This window comes from Pseudomonas graminis, assembly GCF_900111735.1.
Lineage (GTDB): Bacteria > Pseudomonadota > Gammaproteobacteria > Pseudomonadales > Pseudomonadaceae > Aquipseudomonas > Aquipseudomonas graminis.
Window position 1 is genome coordinate 1 of the sequence record NZ_FOHW01000052.1, and the last position, 21,127, is coordinate 21,127.

Consider the following 21,127-nt stretch of genomic DNA (forward strand, 5'->3'; position numbering starts at 1 on the left):
GTGGGACCGGCTTCAGCCGGGAAGAGGCCGGTAGTGTCACCCCAAAATTTGCGGCGTGACCACCGACGCCTTCCCGGCTAAAGCCAGTCCTACCAGAAGCACGCTGTCCCACATCCGGATTCATTCAGTTATAAACAAAAAACCCACGCCCGGTCTTGCGTCCCAGATACCCCGCCGCGACCATTTCCTTGAGCAGCGGCGCGGGGCGGTATTTGCTGTCGTTGAAGCCTTCGTGGAACGCTTCGATAATCGCGAGCAGCGTATCCAGCCCGATCAGATCAGCCAGCGCCAGGGGGCCGATCGGCTGGTTGCAACCCAGGCGCATGCCGTCGTCGATGTCTTGCGCGGTGGCCAGACCTTCCTGCAACACCAGAATCGCTTCGTTGATCATCGGCACGAGAATCCGGTTGACCACAAAGCCCGGGCGGTTGCCGGCCGTGATCGCCGTCTTGTTCAACCGCTCGGCCAGCTTGATCGCCGCGATGTGGGTGGTGTCCGCCGTCTGCAAACCGCGAATGACCTCGATCAGGTTCATCATCGACACCGGGTTGAAGAAGTGCAGCCCAATGAATCGATCCGGATGCTCGACGCTGGCCGCCAGTTGGGTGATAGACAGCGACGAGGTGTTCGACGCAATCACGCACTCGCGGTCGACATGGCTGGCGATCTGTTTGAGCAGGCGCAGCTTCAGTTCCAGGTTCTCGGTGGCCGCTTCGATCACCAGTTGCGCGCCGGTCAACTGGCCATAGTCAGTGGTGACACTGATGCGCCCCAGGGCCGCTTCGGCGACATCGGCCGCCACCGTCTGCTTGGTCACCTGCCGCTCGAGGTTCTTGCGCACGGTCGCCATGCCGCGCTCCAGTGCGGTGTCGGAAATGTCCAGCAGGGTCACGTCGAACCCCGCCACCGCGCAGACCTGCGCGATGCCGTTGCCCATGGTGCCGGCGCCGATCACGGCGATGTGTTGCATGCTCATCGACAAGCCTCCTTACACGCGTTCGAAGATAACGGCGATGCCCTGACCGCCGCCGATGCACATGGTGACCAGCGCGTAGCGGCCCTGAATCCGATGCAACTCGTGAATCGCCTTGATGGCGATGATCGCGCCCGTCGCGCCTACCGGGTGGCCGAGGGAAATGCCCGAGCCATTCGGGTTGACCTTCGCAGGATCAAAGCCTAGCTCACGGGCAACGGCGCAGGCTTGGGCGGCGAAGGCTTCGTTGGATTCGATGACGTCCAGATCCGCCACGGTCAGGCCTGCGCGTTCCAGTACTTTACGGCTGGCGGGAATCGGTCCCAGACCCATCATCGCCGGATCAACCCCGGCATGGGCATAGGCCACCAGACGGGCCATCGGCTTGAGGCCGTGCGCGCGAACCATGTCGCCATTGGCCATGACCAGCGCCGCTGCACCGTCGTTGAGGCCAGACGCGTTGCCGGCCGTGACGGTGCCGTCCTTCTTGAACGCGGTTTTCATCTTCTCCAGCTGTTCGGCGGTCACGTCGCCGCGCACATGTTCATCCTGGGCGAAGGTCACGGTGCCTTTGCGCGTGGCGATTTCGATCGGCACGATCTGGCCCTCGAAACGGCCCTCGGCGATGGCGTGGGCGGCGCGCTGCTGACTGTTCAGCGCCAGGGCGTCCTGATCAGCGCGGGTAATTCCGTACTGCTCGGCGATGTTTTCCGCAGTGATGCCCATGTGGATATTGGCGAACGGATCGTGCAACGCGCCGAGCATGTAGTCGTACGCCTGCACATTACCCATGCGCGCACCCCAGCGGGCCTGGGGCATGATGTACGCGCCACGGCTCATGGATTCAGCGCCACCGGCCAGCACGGCCTGGGCGTCACCGAGCATCAGCGATTGTGCCGCCGACACGATGGCCTGCAAGCCAGAGCCACACAGGCGGTTGACGTTCATGGCGGGGGTTTCTTGGGTCAGGCCGGCTTCCAGGGCGATGACGCGGGAAAGATAAGCATCGCGGACTTCGGTGGGGATCACGTGGCCCATGACCACATGGCCGATGTGTTCCGATGCGATCCCCGATTTGGCCAGTGCGGCGCGGCTGACCTGAGTGCCCAGTTCGATGGGCGAGACCTCCTTGAGGGACCCGCCGAATCCACCGATGGCGGTACGCAGTGCGCTGACGACGAAAACTTCGGGTGTGCTCATGGGGACTCCTGATACGTATTGGAATTATGGGGGCGGCACCGCGAAACGGCGTTTCGGCCGGTGCTGACTGCGGGCAAGTCTAGATCGGCGTTCGGGACGGGCCTATGCCGAAACTGTCCAGATGGGCTGGCGTTCTTTACCATCAGCGCCTGATCCGTGGTGCACCATTCAAAAAGGGAAAGGCGGTCATGCGGGAAAAGGATTCAGTGTCGATCTACTTCGTCCAGTTGATCGTCCACGGGCTGCGCGACCAGCCATTGCGTTTGCAGTCGGTTTTGCAGGCGGCGGAAATCGACATGGCGCTGCTCGACGACCCTACGGCACGGGTCTCGGCCAGCGCGTTTGCGGCGTTGTGGCTGATTCAGATCAAGGAACTGGGCGACGAGTTCTTCGGCCTTGATTCCCACGGCATGCCCCTGGGCAGCTTCGCCCTGATCTGCCGGGGGCTGATTCAGGAACCCAATCTGGAGAAGGCCCTGCGCCAATGCCTGAGCAATTTCGGCCTGTTCCTGCGCGACTTTCGCGGCAGCCTCATCGTCCGCGGCTCGCGCGCCGTGCTCGCGGTGGACACCACGACAGACGACCCGGTCCGGCAGCGCTTCGGTGAAGAGACGTTTCTGCTGCTGATGATCAGCCTGCTGTGCTGGCTCGGCGGGCGCCGCATCAGCATTGATCGGGCACAGTTTCGCCAGCGCCGTCAGCGGCTCAGCGACGATTCGCTGTTGTGGGGTTACAACCTGAGTTTTGGCGAGCCGCGCACCGAGATCGAGTTTTCCAGCCACTACCTGCGTCTGCCGGTGGTGCAGTCGTTGCCGTCGCTGAAATCATTTTTACGCACTGCGCCGCAGTGGCTGGTCATTCGCTACCGCAACCAGCGCGGCCTCGCGGCCCAGGTTTATCAGCGCCTGCGTAATAGTCATTACGGACACTGGCCCACGCTGCTGGAAATGGCCGATGAACTGAAACTCAGCGCCACCACGTTCCGCCGTCGGCTGGAGCGCGAGGGCTGCGCGTTTCAAGGGATCAAGGATGATGTACGACGCGGCATCGCCCAGCAAAAGCTGCGCGACACCGAGCTGAGCGTGGTGGAGATCGCGTCCTTGGTGGGATTTCAGGAGCCCAGCGCGTTTCACCGAGCATTCAAGAAATGGACGGGGGAGAGTCCGGGCGGCTACCGCAAGAAGCACACTGCCAGCGATTCATGACGACGTACCGATGCGCCGCCGCTTGCTTCAGGGCAGCCACGCCTCGCGCCAGGCCTGCACAGCCGCGTCGTCGAGCATCCAGTCGCGAAGTACCTGCTTGCACAAGTCGTCGCCCAGCAGCGCCGCGCTGGCCAGATCCATCGTGTGGGCGCGAACCAGGTTCACCCAGGCCTCCAGCGTGTTGGGCACCCGCGTCACCGGCAAATCCCCCGCGTAGGCGCGAACGTCGCTGCAGATCACCGGCACACCGCAGGCGCCGAGTTGCAGCAGGGTGATGTTGTTCTTGCAGGCGCCGAACAGGTTATCCACTGCGGGCAGCAGCGCCAGGTCGAGGTTCAGGTCGGCAACGGCTGTCGCGTAATGCTCGGCGGGCGGGCGATCGTGGGATTCATGGGCATGACTGCGCAGCACGCCTTGGTCATCGCCCATGACGATCCACTCCACCTCTTCTGCCAAGGCCTCGACCACGGCCAGAATCAAATGCAAGTCCTGAGGCTGCCAGCGGTCACTGACCAGCCCGACCCTTGGCTTGCCACCCACCCCACGGCGCGAGACGAGGTTGCCCCAGACGTGCGGCGACAGGCGCGAAGGCAGCAGCCGCACGTCCGCGTGGAATTCCCCGGCGATGTCGGCCAGTACTTGAGTCGAAGCGATCACACGTTGGGCCTGATGCAGGCTCTTCTGCAGCAGGTCAACGCACTCCGCATCGAAGGCGAACGGGTCATGGCCCGGCGTCCGCGAACCCAGTTGCAGGTCATTGATGTCGAGCACCACGAAGGCATCCGGCAACAGCTGGGCGCGGGCGATGGTTTGCAGATGATCCGCGTCAAGGCGCGCCTGAAACACCACGACATTCGGCTTGAGCCGTCCCTCCTGGGGAATCGACAGCGGCTGGCTGCTCAGCATTCCGTCCACAATACCGGCGGCTTGCAGGGTCTCGAACGGCGCGATCACCCGTTCGTGGGGCGAGGCCCACAGACCTGCAGGGTAGGCCAGCACCACCGGGTGGCGGCGCCAGGCCATCGGGTGCCAGACCAGTGGCATGTTGAGTTCGAGCTCCACCGATTGCAGGTCGAACGAAAGATTGCTGTTGAAGGCGGGATCGTTCGCCAGCGTCGGTAGCCATTTGCGGTACATCGCCAGTTGCTCACCGACGAAGCGCTTGCGCTTGGCCTGCTGGGTGGCGGTGTCGACGTGGGTCTGGCTGACGCTGCCTTCGTGGATCAATACCGAATGGGGCGTCCAGACATTCAGGTAGCCGAGGGCGCCAACTTTCATGCACAGATCGACGTCGTTGTAGGACACGACGAAGGCCTCTTCATCCAGCCCGCCGACCTCCTCGTAGATCGAGCGGCGGACCATCAGGCACGCCGCCGTCACCGCGCTCAAATCCTGATCCACCTGCACGCGCTGCATGTAACCTTGAATATGCCCGGGCTCACCAATGTGCTGATGACCCGCCGGGCCGTCCATGCCCAGGCGCACGCCGGCATGCTGCATGCGCCCGTTGGGGAACAGCAGCTTGGCGCCGACCACGCCGACTTCAGGGCGCAGCGCGTGATTGAGCAATTCGTCCAGCCAACGGCTGTGGACAATGGCCGTGTCGTTGTTCAGCAGCACGAGGTACTCGCCTTTGGCCTGGGCCGCGGCGACGTTATTGATGCGCGAATAGTTGAACGGGTGCGGGTAGCGCAGCACGCGCACCTGCGCCGAGCCCAGAGCGTCGATGCGCGCCAGCCATTCGAGTGCTTCGGGGGTTTCGCTGTTGTTGTCGACGATCAGCAGTTCGTAATTCAGGTAGCGGGTGCTGTGCAGCAGGGTTTCGACGCAGCGCTGCAGAAACGGCAGCTGATCTTTGGTCGGGACGATGATCGACACCAACGGCTGATCGGTGTGGCCGTACTCCACGTGGTAGCGGCGGGGCAGAGTGTGTTCGATGGTCGCCTGTGGGTAGCCGCGCACCTTCAGATGGCGCTGCAGTGTTTCGATTTCGTGGGGATTATCCACTGCTTCCGGCAGGTCACAGACCAGCAGGGGCTCGCTGATATGGATGATCCGCCCGGCGCCTTCACGCTCATATAAACGCAAGATCAGGTCGAACTCGGCGGCATCGGCGAAGCGCTCATCGAAGCCGCCGATGTCCAGAACCGTATGCCGTCGGAACAGCCAGTGGCCCGCCGTCAGCAGCGGGTAGCTCAGCAGGTAGTCGAGGTTAAAGTCCGGGCGCATGGCCGAACTCAGGCCGCCTCTTGGCCGCCGGTGCATTTCATCGGCGAACGCGGCGTGGGCGTCAGGTGAGTCGAGGAGCGTCAGCGCGCTGGCAGTCAGGCCGAACGGTGTGAATTGGGTACCGGCGTCGATCACGATCAGCCATTCGAAACGATTGCTTTCAACCACCTGATTCAACAGCGCGGCGGTGTTCATAGCGCCGATGGCGAGGGTGGTCAGCCGAGGGCCGACTAAGGTGGCCGGCAGCTTGGTCGCGTCCGTCAACACCACCACGTTCATCGCGGCGTGCAGGGCGCCGTGGGAAGCGAGGCTGTCGAGGCTGCGCTGAATCTTTTCCGGGGCGTTGGCAACATCCTTGATCACCACCAGCAGCGAAGGCGCGTCGACCTCGGCCAGGTGCCGGTCGATCTGCGTCTGCTGATCGGCCGTCAGTACCCGATGACCGAGCCAGGCCTCGACCTGCTGCGGGTTCAACCGTTGCGGCAACGGCGCGGACAACTGCGCGAGCAGGTTGAAATCGGCAAACCCCCGGGACGCCGACAACGGCCGTGCGCCGACCCAGCCGTTGTCCAGCGAGGTGCTGGCCCAGCCGGCTTCACGGATCAGCCGGTGAAACAGGGGCAGGTGATCACTGTCCGTGCCGACGATTTCGATGCCCTGTTCGGTCATCTGTTGCGGCGCGATGCGCGTGCCCGTCAACGTAGCCGGCAGCATGATCAGCTCGGCGTCGTGCAGCAATCTGGCATACAGCGCCAGATTGCCCAACGGGCCGACGGATTCACCGTTGAGGGAAAACGGATCGGTGCCCAACGCCAGCAGGTCGTCACGGCGACACAGCACGCTGCTCAATTCGCCAATGAAATTGCAGGTGAACTCGCCGAGCAGCCTGACGATGTCAGGGCCATGGAAAACCGTGGGCTCAGTGACACGAAAGCGCGTCGCCAGATTCTCTTGCAGCGCCGCGCCCTCGGCGTTCAACCATTGGCGGTGCGCAGCCACCAGTGAGGCCTGGGGATTGACCTCCAGCGCCGCGACCATCTGCTGAATGCAGTCCGGCGCCAGCACGGCGTCACCCGACATGAACTTGATGTACCGCCCGCAAGCGTCGGCAACGCCGCGGTTGAAACAAGCCTCGGCGCCCAGTGGAGAATCGTTGCGCAGGTAGCGAATCGGCCACCGGCACGACGCCCGGTACAGGTCAGTCACGGTTTCTGCCAGACCGTCGGTGGCGTCGTCGCAGATCACAATTTCGATCGCGTCGTGGGTCTGTCCGATCACGCTGTTCAGCGCGGTTTCAAAAAACTCGGTGCGGCAGACAGCGATGACGACACTGACCAGTCGTTGAGAATCCATGGGGGTATCCGGTAGTTGAAAAACGTGCCTCGAACATCGGCGCATTGACAGGAGAACGCGGGCGCAAGCGACCCGTCATGAAAATGACGCCTCGGGCATGAACATCCGATGAAGCAATATCCCGGCCAACGGATGGGCATCAGCTTTAGCCGTAAACTCTAAGTTACTGGCCAATTAGTGGCCCTGCCAGGGTGGCCAGTCTTGCTTGCGTGATAGGTCTTGAGGCCTGATGGAAAGCATGCTTGAGTAGATTAATGATCGTCGGATTCATGCCGATACTCGAGAGACAGGCGGCTTTGCTTCACGCCGATCACCTTCCAACCACTGCTCCGAGCAGACAGCGGGACATACCATGGCGACACCTTCGAAATTCGATAACGACACGTTCCAGCTGGCCCGCGATCACCTGCAGCACTTCGTCAAGAAGACCGCCGAGTTGCTCCACGAAGAGACCGGACGGTTATTGGAAGTCGGGCCCCAGGAGCGTTCGCTGGTCCGGGAAAGTTTCACCCAGTTCGCCGTCGATACCTTCGACATCGTTGACACCTACGGTCCGACGTTAGTGGGCGATATCACCCGCAAGAACGAATTCATTGCCGACAGCGCCTACGACTGCGTCGTCTGCATGGAAGTCATCGAGCACACGCTGAACCCGTTCGACACCATCAAGGAAATTCGCCGCATCCTCAGACATGAGGGCTACTTGCTGATTTCCGCTCCCTTGAACTGGCGCATCCATGGCCCGAGCCCGGACTGCTGGCGCATCACCGAACATGGCTGGAATGCGTTACTGCGCGACTTCGATATCGTCGAGATCGATATTCTCGAATCCCCGGACCGTGAACTGTTCCCGATTCGCTACAACGTCCTTGCCCGTTGCAACAAGTTCAAGGAAACCAAGGACAACGAACTGACGTTCCGTTTCATATGAACGCCGCCATGCACGACAGCGTGAAATCCCTCGACGCGCTGATTCCCCGGCTCTCGTCCGAGGCATTCGACGTTGACGTGTTTCGCAAGACGGGCGTTTTTGTGGTGCGCAATGCCGTGCCCCGGGACGTGGTCGATGCATGGCAGAACGAGTGGCAAAGCTTCTACGGCGCGGTGCTGGAGAAGGGGCGAGACGTCAATCGTGCCAACCCTGTGTCCCTCAACGAACAGTTACCTGAAGGCCTGGCTCACATGTACCGCGAGCCGGTTTTCGCCACTGCCTTGAAGCCGCTGATGGGCGAGCACATTGCGTTGTATAACCACCGCTTTGTCATCAAAGACGCGCTGAGTGCCAACAAAGTGTTCCTGCACCAGGACAGTTGTTACCACGCCGGTCACCTGAACAAGTGCAGCGTTTTCGTGGCAATCAGTGCCGTGAACAAAGACAACGGCGGTATGACCTTTCATGTAGGTTCCCACGTCCTGGGGTTGCTCGGCGATGCCGGTGAAATCGATCCGGCCAGTTTCGATGTGCAATGGCCGACCGTCACGCCGGAGCTGGCGCCGGGCGACTTCGTGATCATGGACAGTCGCCTGTGGCATGAGTCAGGGCCGAACGTTTCGGGCGTCGACCGGATCATGGCCGACATGATTCTTCAGCCGGCCGACGACCCCACCGGGCAAGAGCTGATATGCGGTGAGTGGCAGACCGATGTCTTTTTCTCGCCCAAAAACATCACGCGTCACTTCGTCAATTCACGCATTCTCAAGATTGTTAAATACGAAAAAGAGCTGGCGCAGTTGAAGGCCGAAGCCGCACACATTGCCGGTGGCACAACAGAATGATTCAACACGCCTGACCTGTCCGCGCGTTGCAGGTATCGGTCGATACCGCCCCCTGAACACTGACCGCGCTGGCGCAGCCTGACCACACTGTGCGCCCCAGCGTCTGACAACCGATTTGAGGAGAGAAAATGGATACCTGTCTCGCGACCCGCACATACGCGCCTTCAGCGCTGATGCACATTCGGCCCTACCGCGTGCTGAGCATCGAGGACGGCCGGGAAGAAGAGGTCAAATTCTTCATGCCCCCCGCAGACGGCGCCGGCAGCCTGACGGCATTTGAATCGGTAATGCTGCTCAAGCTGGTCCGTGCCATCAACCCGGACTTCGTGTTCGAGTTCGGCACCTTCGACGGCCGTACCACCCGGCTGGTGCTGGAAGACCTGCCGGACAACGGCGACAACGAGCCACGCATTTATACGCTGGACCTGCCGGACACAGACGGTATCGTGTTCCAGGGCGATGACAAGCTGCTCGCCGAAAAGGCCGTGCTATCGAGCCGCAAGTACAATCAGTCGCCTAAAAAGGCCATGGTCAGGCAGATCCTGCAGGACTCCATGACCTTCGATCCGTCGCCTTACGCGGGCAAGTTCGATTTCATCTTTGTCGACGCCAACCACGAGTACGAATACGTCAAGCGCGACACCGAAAACTCGCTGAAGATGCTGGGTGGCGACAGCAGTTGCATCGTCTGGCACGACTACGGTAACCCGCAGTTTCCTGAGCTGACCCGCTACCTGGAAGACTTGGCCAGCAGTCTGGAGCTGTACCACATCGAAGGCACGATGCTGGTGTTCCACATGCGTGGCGCGAAGATCGGTGAGGAAAGAACGGCGGGTGATTGATCGGTCGTTATTCAGGGCCACCGAACCGGTGGCTCACATACTTCTGCTTCGCCCGCGCCGTTTTTTTGTCTCTCCTCAATTCTTCCAACCCTTCCGAAAACCCCTGTACCCCATATGATCCGTGGCCTGGCGCCTGCTTTTCGGGTTCTGGTTCGGAACTTGCTTCTGCATGAACACGCATCGGCGAAGGCGTCCGATCATGGTCCGTGGAGTGACGAGAGATGGTAGAGCAAGCAGTGGCACTGGAAGAGCAAGTCGTCGCGCTGATCGAAGAAGCGATGGAAGCCGATGAGGGCACCCTTAAGGTCGACCAACCGCTGGACTGGGATTCGATTGCCCTGGTGACCTTCATGGCGCTGGTCGATGAGCGCCTGGAAAAAACCATTTCGGCCTCGCGCCTGAACAAGTGCGAAACCGTCCGGGACGTCATCACGCTGGTTTCCGAATAAGCCTCTCGTTTTCGAAAGCGCTTCAGCGCAGGGCAACCCATGGGGCCCTGCGTGTGGAACTCCCCGGCGTGGCCCCGTTTTCTGGACAAAATCATGACGTGCTCAGCTTCACAACGGATCGCGCCGGACCTGGTGAAAGCCTACTGGCATCCGCTTTGCCTGAAGTCGCAAGTGGCCGACGACAAGGATTTCGTGCGCTTCAATGTGCTGGATTTCGAAGTCGTGGTGTTCAACGACGCGGGCAATCTGATCGCCTTCGATAACCGATGCCCCCACCGGGGGACGCGGTTTTTCACCGAAGACGCCGGTCAGCAACGGATCCTGTGTCCCTACCACGGCTGGAATTACGCGGACGGCCAGTTGCGCATCCCGGACGCCAAGCGTTTCGTCGGTTGTGACATTGGCAGCGCCAGCCTGAACTTCTTCAAGCTGGCGACCTGCGGCGAACTGGTTTTTTTTGCCATCGAGCCCCGGACGTCTTTGCTTGACCAGCTAGGTCAGGACATCTTCACCCTGCTTGAGCAGACCACCCCGGATTTGGGCAAGCCCGCTGATTTCAATCGCTACGCCTTCGAAGCCGACTGGCCGATTTCCCTGGAAAACGCCCTCGAGCCGTACCACATCCCCCTCGTGCATCGGGAGACCCTGGCGACCCTGAAACTGGGCATTGGCGAGAATGTGTTCTACGGCGAGAACTCTATCTGGTACGCCCCGGTGGAGAACGAAAAGGTCGCCCGGCGGCTGGAAAGCCTGTCGCGCTTTTTCGCCCCTCGGGACGCCTACGCTGGGTACGTGAGCATCTTTCTGTATCCGTTTTCGATGCTGTCCGCGACCTACGGTTATTCGTGGTCGATGCAGAATTTCTTTCCTTCCGGGCAACCCGACCGGACCTGGTTCACCAGCCAGCTGTACCCGCTGCGCGCCGCGTCCGAGCGATACGACGAGATCGTGTCCACGTTCATGACGTCCACGGCCGAGAACAACCGGACCGTGTTCGAAGAAGATCACACCATCTGCAAAAGAATTCCTGGCGACACCTGGTCCTGGAATGCCCCGCGTTATTACAGCTCGCTGGAAGCCAAGCTTCTGCATTTTCGGGCGTCCTGCGCGGAGTGGGCACGACAGGCCGGTGCCGCCACAACGGTTGGCGAGGAACGGGTATGAATAGCGTCACTGGCACTAGCGCCGACGCAGTGCGCAGCATTGCCAACGTCAAAATCAGGGGCATCGCCTGTGCGCTGCCCAAGGCCGTGGCAGATGTCGCTGACCTGGCCGGGCGTTTTGGCGACGAGAGCATCGCCAAAATCATGGCCAGCACCGGCATCGAACGCCGGCATGTGGTGCAGGACGAGTGCACGTCGGACCTATGTGTCGAGGCGGCCCAGCGTCTGTTGGCGGATCTGGACATCGACAAGGCGTCCATCGACACGCTGATCTTCATCAGCCAGACCCCGGACTACGTGCTCCCGGCCACCGCGTGCACGTTACAACGGCGCCTGGGATTGCCGGTCACCACCGCCGCGCTCGACGTCAATATGGGCTGCTCGGGTTACGTGTACGGGTTGTGGATGGCGTCGGCGATGATCGCCGGTGGCGGCAGCCGACGCGTGTTGCTATTGGTCGGCGACACCATTAGCAAACTGGTGGCCCCGGGCGATCGCTCGGTGGCCGCGCTGTTTGGCGATGCCGGTTCAGCGACGTTGCTCGATTACGATGAAACCGTTTCCGGCGCGCCTTTTGTGCTTGGCACCGATGGCCGTGGCGAGAAGAACCTCATCGTGCCCGGCGGCGGGTTTCGTGACCGCAAGGGGGCCGATGGCTCCACCAGTGAAGACGATGTGCGTGGCCCGTTCGACCTGTACATGAACGGCACCGAAATCTTTGCCTTCACCCTGGCGCGCGTGCCGGGGCTGGTGCGCGCGTTGGAAAAGCACGCTGACGAGCAGCAACGCTCTGTCGACAAATACGTCTTCCATCAGGCCAACCGCTTCATGCTTGAGCACCTGTCGAAGAAGACCAAATTGCCGACCGAAAAGGTCGTGCTGAATCTGCAGAACGTCGGCAACACCAGCAGCGCGTCGATTCCTCTGGCGCTAAGTCTAGGCGCGAGTGCGGTGACGGCCGACAGCGGCTCGACCCTGAACGGCCAGCACCTGCTCGCCGGTTTCGGCGTGGGGTATTCGTGGGCCGGCTGTATCGTCGATCTCGACAACACGTGGATCAGCGCGCTGACGCTGGTCGGCACAGACAGTAGCGAGGCGTAAGTGCAGAGCAATCCTTTTTCCCTCGATGGCATGTCCATCCTGGTCACCGGTGCGTCTTCCGGGATCGGCCGTGAAGTGGCGATCTGGCTGAGCCGGCAGGGCGCACGAATCGTCGCCGTGGCCCGTGACACTCAGCGCCTGGAAGAAACCCTCAGCCAGCTGCACGGCGAAGGTCACTCGGTCGAAGTCTTTGATTTTCTGGGAGGCGGCGATGTGTCCGCCTGGTTGAAAGCTCTGTCGCGCAACGGCTCGCCGTTCGACGGTCTGGTGCATGCGGCAGGCGTGCAATTGCCGCTGCCGATCCGCGCCATGGGTCTGGATCACTGGGAAACCATTTTCGCCACCAACGTCACCTCAGGTTTTTCCCTGATCAAGGCGTTCAGGCAAAAAGGCGTCTGCCGCACCCCGTCGAGCATCGTCATGCTGTCGTCGGTCATGGCTCAGGTCGCTCAGCCCGCGTTGATCGGTTACTGCGCGAGCAAGGGCGCAGTCGAATCCATGGTTCGTGCCGCCGCACTTGAACTGGCCCGCGAAGGCATTCGCGTCAACGCCATTGCGCCCGGCGTGATCAAAACCGAAATGGCGCAGAAGCTCGAAGGCCTGGTCGGGGAAGACGCCATGGCCGCCATCGAACGCAAACATCCGCTGGGCCTCGGTCATCCGCTGGACGTGGCCTACGCCGTCAATTATTTGCTGTCACCGGCCGCGCGCTGGGTCACGGGTACTTCGCTGGTTGTCGATGGAGGTTACCTGGCCGAATGAACATCAAAAAACTCCTTATCGTGGGCGCAGGCGGGCTGGGACGGGAGGTCCATTCCTGGCTCAAGGACTGGGTCGAGCACAACCCGGATTACGTCATCGGCGGCTTCATCGATGATGGCAGCCTGTCCCTCAATCGCTTCAGTCATTACGCCGACATTATCTCGACCATCGACGCCTACGAACCGGCCGACGATGAGCTGCTGCTCTGCGCCATCGGCAAGCCTGCCGACAAGAAATACGTCGTGGAAAAGCTGCTGGCCAAAGGCGCGGCGTTCTTCACGCTGATTCACCCCACGGCGATCGTCGGCGAGAACGTGACGATCGGACGAGGCGTGCTGGTCTGCCCGTTTTCGGTGCTGTCGGTGGATCTGGTCGTCGGCGATTTCGTCACGATCAACTCGCTGTGTACCGTCGGCCATGACACCGTCATCGGCCAGTTCTCGACCCTCAGCGGGCACTGTGACCTGACCGGCGGTGCCGTGCTGGAAGATGAAGTGTTCCTCGGTTCGCGCGCGTCAGTATTGCCCAAGGTGCGCGTCGGCCAAGGGGCTGTGGTCGGCGCCGGCAGCGTGGTGCTGCGGGCGGTCAAACCCGGCAGCGTGGTTTTCGGTGTGCCGGCCAAGTGCATCTCAGGATAAAAACGTCATGCCTACCTACGCCCGAATTGCCGAAATCGAATACGAACTGCCTGAGCAGGTGCTCGACAACCAGATGCTGGCCGAGGCGTTTCCGGAGTGGGACGTCGACAAGATTTTCCAGAAGACCGGGATCAGCCAGCGGCACATCGTTGCGGACGACGAGACCGCCTCGGACCTGGCCTTTCGCGCCTGCGAAAAACTCTTGGCCAACAGCGCCACGCCGCGAGAGCAGATCGACTGCCTGATCTACTGCACGCAAAGCCCCGATCACATGTTGCCGGCGACCGCCTGCATTTTGCAGCATCGCCTGCGACTGCCACAGCACTGCGCCGCGTTCGATTTCAATCAGGGCTGTTCGGGCTTCATCTACGGGCTGGGCATTGCCAAAGGCTTCATCGAATCGGGCCAGTGCAGGAACGTGCTGCTGATCACCGCCGAAACCTACAGCCGCTACATCAACCCCCGGGACAAGAGTGTGCGTACGCTGTTCGGCGATGCGGCGGCTGCTACGTTGATTAAAGCGTCGGACGAGGAGGGGCCTTGCCTCGATCGCTTCCGTTACGGCAGCGACGGCGCCGGAGCGAACAACCTGATCGTGCCCATGGGCGCTGCCCGCCGGCCATTTGACGCGGAACACATGCCCGTCGAGTACGAAGACGACAGTGGCAATGTCCGTTCGGACGCGGACCTGTACATGAACGGCCCGGCGATCTTCGAATTCTCCATGACCCGCGTGCCGGCCTTGTTCGCCTCTCTGTTCGACGAGCAATTCACGGTCGAGCAGTCCGACCTGTTCGTCTTTCACCAGGCCAACCAGTTCATGCTCGAAGCGCTGCGTCGCCGACTGAAGCTGGCGCCGGAGAAATTCATTACCGAGTTCAAGCACTGCGGCAACACCGTGTCGTGCAGCATTCCCATCGCGCTGAAAGAGTCCCTGAAGAAAGGCCAGGTACAGCCCGGCAGTGTGATCACGGCGGTGGGTTTCGGCGTGGGGTATTCGTGGGGTGGGTGCGTTATTCGCTGGTGAGTGAAGGGGACATCGTCAAGGCAGATCAACCCACACCGAAAAGGGCTCCATGAAGGAGCCCTTTTTAGTTCAGCGATCCAGCAACACCTGCTGCCAGCGCTGCAGATACGCCTCATCCATCATCCAGTCACTCAGCACGCGCTGCTTCAACACTTGGCCGAGTCGTTTCGATTCGTCCAGATCGTTGAGGTGCCGGGCGATGGCGTCGGTCCAGGCGGCGGTTGTGTTGGGCACCCTTGTCAGCGGCAGGTTATTGCGCAGGCCCGGCACGTCGGTGGCGATGACCGGATAGCCACAGGCGCCGAATTCCAGCGCCAGGCGGCAGCTTCTGTGTTCGCCAGGCACGTCGTGGCCGGCGGGAATCAGCGCGACGTCCAGGTCCAGACACGCCAGCACGCCGGGATACAGGACGCCTTCCACCGGGCTGCGCCACTCATGAACATAAGGGCGCAGGGCCTGCGGGCACGTGCCCATGATGATCCACTCGACGCGGTCGGCGAAGGCTTTGATCACGTCGGCAATCAGCGCCAGATCGTTCACCTCCGAAGCAGTGCCGACCCAGCCGATCCGTGGCTTGTCATGGGGCAGAGAATGGCACTGCAGCCGCTGCCAGCGTTCGCTCAGGCGCGTCTCGATGACCTGAATATGCGGATGCAGCGCGCTCAGTTCATGGGCCAACCCTTCGCTGGACACCACCACCTTGTCCATCAGCGCCAGACTGGCCTCGAGACCGGCACGCACCTGTTGCACTGATGGCGCGCCGGGCAAGCGGTCGGCTGACGCTGGGTATTGATCCATGTCGAAGATTCGCAGCGCCTGGCTGTGAGCCTTGATCGTGCGGATGTCGGCGAGGGAGGTCTCGCTCAAGGGGCTTCCAAGGATCAGGGTTTCCGGGCGCAGGCGGGCGAACTCGCCAAGGGTCAGGACTTCCGGTATGGACACATGTTCGATCAGCAGCGCATCCGCGAGGGTATCCAGGGCACCGTTCAGGCGTTGGCTCACCGGGCAGCGGTCGTTCAGGTGCGAGAGCACGATCGGCACGGGCCGCCATGACAGCGGCCGCCAGGTCAACGCCGTATTGATTTCGAGCTGCAAGCCCTGGGCGCGGGCCGAAAAGTTGTCGTTGTACGCCGGGTCATGGGCGATGTACTTCAGCCATTTGCGGTACAGCGCCGGGTTTGCCTGTTCGTCTGGTGCTTTGATACGGGCACTTTCTTCAGCTCGGGCTTCGTGAAGCAGCACCACGTGGGGCGTCCAGACAATCAGCCGCCCGGACTCCTTCACGCGCAGGCACAGGTCGACGCCGCGATAAGTGTTGTTCAGCTCACCCTCGTCCAGACCGTCCGCCGCTTGGAACAGCGCCCGACTGATCATCAGGCAGCTGTCGCTGACTGCGCTGTAATTCTGATCCACCGCCAGCCGCTGCATGTAGCCTTCGCTGGCGCCGCTCTGGCCGCTGAAGATCTGTGTGACCGGCTCGTGTAAACCGAGGATCAGGCCCCCGTGACGGATCGTGTTGTCCGGGGCAAGCAGTTTTGCACCGACGATGCCGACTTCGGGCCGTTGCGCGTGATTGAGCAGGTTGTCGAGCCAGTCCCCGTGCAACACGGCGGTGCTGTTATCGAGCAGCAACAGGTACTCGCCGGTCGCCTGCCGTGCGGCGCCGTTGTAGAGGGCCGAACGGTCGAATTCGCCGGGATGGCGCAGCACCCGCACCTGAGCCAGGCCCATGGCCTCGACGCCGTTCAGCCAGTCAACGGCCTCCGGGGTCTGGCTGTCGTTGTCGACGATGAGGATTTCGTAATTCGGGTACGTGGTCTTTTCCAGAATGCTCTCGACGCAGCGCTGCAGGAGCAGGATCTGATCCCGGGTGGCGATGATGATCGAGACCTTGGGCTGACCCGCATGGCCGTACTTGATCTGGTACTGCCGGGGGCTTTTCTCGATCACCTGGCCGTGTTCATAGCCTCGGGCGAGCAAGTGGCGCTGCAGCGTTCTCGCTTCATCGAGGTTCGACTCCCGCGCTTGCGGTCGATAGGTGACGAGGGGCTCGGCGATGTGTTCAAGACCACCCATGCCTTCGTGCTCGATCAAACGAAGGATCAGGTCCAGCTCGAGGGCCTGAGGATAGTGCGGGTCGAAGCGCCCGGCTTCGATTACCGAATAGCGGTTGAAGATCCAGTGTTTGCTGGTGACGGATGGGCAGCTAAGCAGGTAGTCGAGACTGAAGTCCGGCCGCAGCATGACTTCCGACGTGTCGTCCTGGGGTTGAGCGACTTCGTCGCCGAACAGTGCCCGCGTGGTAGGTCCTTCGCTGATCTTGACCGCCGCTTTGAACAGCCCGGCGACATTCACCGTCGCGCCGGCATCCAGCATCAGGAACCAGTCGAAACCCTGCTCGTCCATCAGCCGGTTGAGCGGCGCTGCGCGGTTCTGTCCGATCACAGGCACATAAACGGCCGGGTTGTCCGCCACTTGCTGCGGGGCCTCACGACTGCCGTCGTAGAGCACAAACACCCGGGGCGGCATCCACCCGCGAGTGGCCGCCTCGACACTGACCAACGTCTTGACCAGTGCCTGCGGGCGGTTATGCGGATCGGACACGATGATCGCGAAAGTCGGCGCGCCGTGGTGCTGCTGGAAGTACTGCACGATGTGCGGCTTCTGCGGCCCGGCGGGGCGACGCTGCCAGGCCCACTCCTGGATCTGGTCGTGGCGGACCTCGGTTGCCGACTTCTGCAAGAACCAGGCACGCAGGTTGAAGGGGACGAAGTTTTCCCGGTCATGCAGCGGCGCGACCTTGACGTCGCCGTTGTCGGCCAGCGGGCGGAGCCATTCAAGCTCCTTGGTGATGCGGTAAAAGTTGGCGTGGCCTTCTTTGGCGATCTGCGGCGTTGACCTGACAATGCTGCTGCTCTGGGTCTCAGTCATCCGAAAGCGCGACAGCGGGCGGCCGATGAATGCCAGATTGCCCTCACGCAGCAGTTTGACGTACAGGCTGATATCGCCCAGCCAGTGGATGGGCAGGCCTTTGAGCGACATAAGGTCTTGGCCATAGGCGAGCGCGCTGTCACGCCGGCACATCACCGAACTCGGTTCGCCCATGAACGTCAACGGCAGTTCCGACAGCAGGGCCACCAGCTCCGGCCCGTGGATGACCACGTCTTCCTTGAACGGGAACACCGTCAGCATGTTCTCCCGCAGGAAATCGCCGTCTTCATTGATCAGGCGACGGGTTGCCGCCGCGAGGGTGATGTCCGGCTGGTCATGCAGCAATTCGACCAGTGCACTGACGCACTCGGGTTCCAGCAGGTCGTCATCGTAGAGAAACTTGATGTACTCGCCGCGCGCCTCTTTGATGCCTCGCGCGACATTCAGCGCTTCGCCCAGTGACTGTTCGTTGTAGAAATAACGAATCGGAAACGGGCTTTGCGCCGTCAGCTCATCCACCAGCGCGCGAATGCCGCCGTCACGACAGTCGTCGCAGATCACGATCTCCAGCTGATCGTAGTCCTGCGCGAAGGCGCTGCGCAGCGCCAACTCGAAGCAGGTGGGTTTGTAGGCGGGAATGACGATGCTGACCAGGCGTGAAGCGCTCATCGGGTTACCTTGCGGCTGATTACGGGCGCCGGTCTGCGCTCATCGGCGCGGACCGGCGATTTGAAGGTGGGCGCTGCTCAGCGGTGTTCGGCCAGCACCGTCTGCATGATGGCGATGACCCTGGCGAATTCCTCCGGGGTGAGGCTATCGAAGATCGGCAGGCACAGAACCCGATTCGACACGTCGCTCGCCACTTGCAGGCGCTCCGGTTTGGCGGATTCCAGGCTGCGGTACATCGGGAACGACGAGATCAGCGGATAGAAATAGCGCCGCACGAGAATGTCCTGTTCGCGAAAGCGCTCGTACAAGGCGTCGCGGCTGATCGGAAACGCATCGCCGACCAGCACCGGGAAGTAGGAATAGTTGTGGTGCTCGCCGGGGCTCCAGAGCAAATCGATGCCGGGTATTTGCGTCAGCGCTTCGCGGTACATGGTGTCGATCTGCTTGCGTCGGTCCAGCGCGCCATCAATGTAGTTGAGCTGCAGCAGACCGAACGCTGCGTTGATCTCACTCATCTTGCCGTTGATGCCGGGGGCAACGACCGTCACTTCATCGGCGAAACCGAAGTTCTTCAGGTAATCGATGCGTTTTTTGGTCTTCGCGTCCGGGCAGACGATCGCGCCGCCTTCAAAGGTGTTGAAGACTTTGGTGGCGTGGAAGCTGAGCACCGACAGGTCACCGTTGCGCAGCAGGCTCTGCCCCTGATGCTGCACACCGAAGGCGTGGGCGGCGTCGTAAATCACTTTAAGGCCGTAGCGGTCGGCGATCTGCTGGATGCGGTCCACATCACACGGCATGCCATAGCAATGCACCGGCATGATCGCGGTGGTCGCCGGGGTGATGGCCTCTTCAATGCGATCGGGGTCGAGGTTGAAGGTACCCGGCGCGATGTCGACGAACACCGGTTTCAGCCCGTTCCACAGCAAAGAATGGGCGGTGGCAACAAACGAGTAGGGCGTGGTGATGACTTCGCCGGTCACACGTAACGCCTGCAACGCCGTGAGCAGCGCCAGCGTGCCATTGGAAAACAGGCACAAATGCTCGACGCCCAGGTACGCGGCCAGGTCTTTCTCCAGCTTTTCATGGAACGGCCCGGCGTTGGTCAGGCGCTTGCTGTCCCATATCTGCTGCAGATAGGGCATGAACTCTTCCAGGGGCGGAAGCAGAGGCTGGGTGACCGGGATCGTTTTACTCATAAGCTTCCTGTGCTCTCTCACGCGCTGCGGGCTGTGCGCGTTGACGCACGGCGGAACGCCACCGCTGTGATGGCAGGCCTTGTCGAACGCTCGCCGTCATCGAAATGGCGTTTGCGGCGCTATTGCACCGGAAAAAGCAAGAAGCCGGCCAACCCGCCGTGCTGCAAAGATGCGCTTGATATTACGAACGCCTGATGCTTATTTTGTCCGCCTTGCCGCACGGCGGCGTGCCCAACGAAAAAGGATTTGAGTCATGAGCAGCGATGACCACCATTCACTCGCGCAGCGACTGATGGGCATTGATGAAATTGAATGCGTCACGCCGGATTTGAACGGCGTGCCACGAGGGAAGGTGATGACCGGCGAGGGCTTTCTGGAAGGCCGTCGGTTGCAGCTGGCGCGCGGCGTGCTGCTGCAATGCATCATGGGCGGCTACCCGCCGTCGAAATTCTACGGCAGCGATGACGGCGATCTGGCGCTGATCGCCGACCCGCAACAGACCCATCGTCTACCGTGGAGCGACGAGCCCCGCGCCCTGGCGATCTGCGACGCCGACGAACTCGACGGCCAGCCGTCGCCGCTGTCCACCCGCAGCCAGCTCAAGTCGGTAATTGCCCGCTATGCCCGGCATGGCTGGTCACCGGTGGTGGCCACCGAGCTTGAGTTCTTTGTGTTCGCGCCTAATTCCGATCCGAGCCAACCCTTTCAGCCGCCCGTCGGTCTGGACGGTCGTCGCGAAGACGGCCAGTCGGCGTTCAGCATCAGCTCCAACAATGGCCTGCGACCGTTCTTCAAGGAAGTCTATGCCTGCATGGCGGCGCTGGGCCTGCCCCGCGACACGGTTATGCATGAAATGGGCGTCAGCCAGTTCGAGATCAATCTGCTGCACGGCGATCCGTTGTTGCTCGCCGATCAGACGTTTCTGTTCAAGCACCTGCTCAAGGAAGTCGCGCTCAAGCACGGCCTGATCGTGGTGTGCATGGCCAAACCGCTGGCACACACACCCGGCAGCTCGATGCACATTCATCAGAGCGTGGTCGACACCGTCACCGGCGCAAATATCTTCAGCGACGACGAAGGCGAGGCCACCGACCTGTTCCAGCACTTCATCGGTGGCCAGCAGGCGGCGATGGCCGACTTCACCGCGTTGTTCGCGCCCAACGTCAATTCCTATCAACGCCTGTGCCATCCGTTCGCGTCGCCGAATAACGCCTGCTGGTCCCACGACAACCGCGCGGCGGGCCTGCGCATTCCGCCTAGCGCACCGGTCGCCCGTCGGGTCGAGAACCGCTTGCCCGGCGCCGACGCCAACCCGTATCTGGCGATCGCGGCCAGTCTGGCTGCAGGGCTTTATGGCATTGAGCATGAACTGGAACCGTCCCCGCCGATTCAAGGTGAGTTCGTTGTGCCCGATAATCTGTCGTTGCCATGTACCTTGCACGCTGCTCTGGAACGTCTGACTCGCAGCTCGCTGGCCAAGGAACTGTTTGGTGCCGAATTCATCGAAGGCTACGTCGCGTCGAAGACCCTGGAACTGACCAGCTTCTTCAACGAAATTACTCCCTGGGAGCGCCGCATTCTGGCCGCTCAGGCTTAAGAATCGCTGTTCGGAA

The 21,127-nt window shown here is 61.6% G+C and carries 16 protein-coding genes; 11 read left to right on the forward strand and 5 right to left on the reverse strand.

What is annotated here, in order from left to right; translation table 11 throughout:
• Positions 1-124: 124 nt before the first annotated feature.
• Positions 125-976, reverse strand: coding sequence for a 3-hydroxybutyryl-CoA dehydrogenase (locus BMY98_RS24420; RefSeq protein WP_074893068.1), 852 nt, complete (start codon positions 974-976; stop codon positions 125-127).
• 12 nt (positions 977-988) lie between these two features.
• Positions 989-2,173: an acetyl-CoA C-acyltransferase family protein gene (locus BMY98_RS24425; RefSeq protein WP_074893070.1), complete on the reverse strand. Its 1,185-nt coding sequence runs from the start codon at positions 2,171-2,173 to the stop codon at positions 989-991.
• 188 nt (positions 2,174-2,361) lie between these two features.
• Here BMY98_RS24425 and BMY98_RS24430 point away from each other — a divergent pair, with 188 nt between their 5' ends.
• On the forward strand, positions 2,362-3,378 hold the full coding sequence (locus BMY98_RS24430) for an AraC family transcriptional regulator (protein WP_074893105.1): 1,017 nt from the start codon (positions 2,362-2,364) through the stop codon (positions 3,376-3,378).
• Positions 3,379-3,405: 27 nt separating this feature from the next.
• Here BMY98_RS24430 and BMY98_RS24435 read toward each other — a convergent pair whose 3' ends face one another.
• Positions 3,406-6,960: a glycosyltransferase gene (locus BMY98_RS24435; protein ID WP_074893072.1), complete on the reverse strand. Its 3,555-nt coding sequence runs from the start codon at positions 6,958-6,960 to the stop codon at positions 3,406-3,408.
• A gap of 352 nt (positions 6,961-7,312) precedes the next feature.
• Between BMY98_RS24435 and BMY98_RS24440 the strand changes: the two genes are divergently transcribed.
• From BMY98_RS24440 to BMY98_RS24480, 9 genes are all read left to right on the forward strand, one after another.
• Positions 7,313-7,891, forward strand: coding sequence for a class I SAM-dependent methyltransferase (locus BMY98_RS24440; protein WP_074893074.1), 579 nt, complete (start codon positions 7,313-7,315; stop codon positions 7,889-7,891).
• Between the two features lie 8 nt (positions 7,892-7,899).
• Positions 7,900-8,736, forward strand: coding sequence for a phytanoyl-CoA dioxygenase family protein (locus tag BMY98_RS24445; RefSeq protein WP_074893107.1), 837 nt, complete (start codon positions 7,900-7,902; stop codon positions 8,734-8,736).
• 128 nt (positions 8,737-8,864) lie between these two features.
• Positions 8,865-9,578, forward strand: coding sequence for a class I SAM-dependent methyltransferase (locus BMY98_RS24450; protein WP_074893076.1), 714 nt, complete (start codon positions 8,865-8,867; stop codon positions 9,576-9,578).
• Positions 9,579-9,799: 221 nt separating this feature from the next.
• On the forward strand, positions 9,800-10,027 hold the full coding sequence (locus tag BMY98_RS24455; protein ID WP_237254702.1) for an acyl carrier protein: 228 nt from the start codon (positions 9,800-9,802) through the stop codon (positions 10,025-10,027).
• A gap of 93 nt (positions 10,028-10,120) precedes the next feature.
• Positions 10,121-11,191, forward strand: coding sequence for an aromatic ring-hydroxylating oxygenase subunit alpha (locus tag BMY98_RS24460; protein ID WP_074893078.1), 1,071 nt, complete (start codon positions 10,121-10,123; stop codon positions 11,189-11,191).
• A complete protein-coding gene (locus BMY98_RS24465; RefSeq protein ID WP_074893080.1) occupies positions 11,188-12,291 on the forward strand; it encodes a 3-oxoacyl-ACP synthase III family protein in 1,104 nt (367 codons plus the stop codon). The genes BMY98_RS24460 and BMY98_RS24465 overlap by 4 nt, the downstream gene beginning before the upstream one ends.
• Positions 12,292-13,053, forward strand: coding sequence for an SDR family NAD(P)-dependent oxidoreductase (locus BMY98_RS24470; protein ID WP_074893082.1), 762 nt, complete (start codon positions 12,292-12,294; stop codon positions 13,051-13,053).
• The gene (locus BMY98_RS24475; protein ID WP_074893083.1) at positions 13,050-13,691 is read left to right on the forward strand and encodes an acetyltransferase; all 642 of its coding nucleotides are present in this window, start codon (positions 13,050-13,052) and stop codon (positions 13,689-13,691) included. Before BMY98_RS24470 ends, BMY98_RS24475 begins: the two co-directional genes overlap by 4 nt.
• Before the next feature lie 7 nt (positions 13,692-13,698).
• The gene (locus BMY98_RS24480; protein ID WP_074893085.1) at positions 13,699-14,718 is read left to right on the forward strand and encodes a ketoacyl-ACP synthase III; all 1,020 of its coding nucleotides are present in this window, start codon (positions 13,699-13,701) and stop codon (positions 14,716-14,718) included.
• Between the two features lie 69 nt (positions 14,719-14,787).
• On the opposite strand, the gene BMY98_RS24485 is transcribed toward BMY98_RS24480, so the two are convergent.
• Positions 14,788-18,318, reverse strand: coding sequence for a glycosyltransferase (locus BMY98_RS24485; RefSeq protein WP_074893087.1), 3,531 nt, complete (start codon positions 18,316-18,318; stop codon positions 14,788-14,790).
• Between the two features lie 77 nt (positions 18,319-18,395).
• A complete protein-coding gene (vioA, locus tag BMY98_RS24490) occupies positions 18,396-19,514 on the reverse strand; it encodes a dTDP-4-amino-4,6-dideoxy-D-glucose aminotransferase VioA (protein WP_074893089.1) in 1,119 nt (372 codons plus the stop codon).
• A 355-nt stretch (positions 19,515-19,869) separates the two neighbouring features.
• On the opposite strand from vioA, the gene BMY98_RS24495 reads away from it, so the two are divergent.
• The gene (locus BMY98_RS24495) at positions 19,870-21,111 is read left to right on the forward strand and encodes a glutamine synthetase family protein (RefSeq protein WP_175514213.1); all 1,242 of its coding nucleotides are present in this window, start codon (positions 19,870-19,872) and stop codon (positions 21,109-21,111) included.
• Positions 21,112-21,127 lie beyond the last annotated feature (16 nt).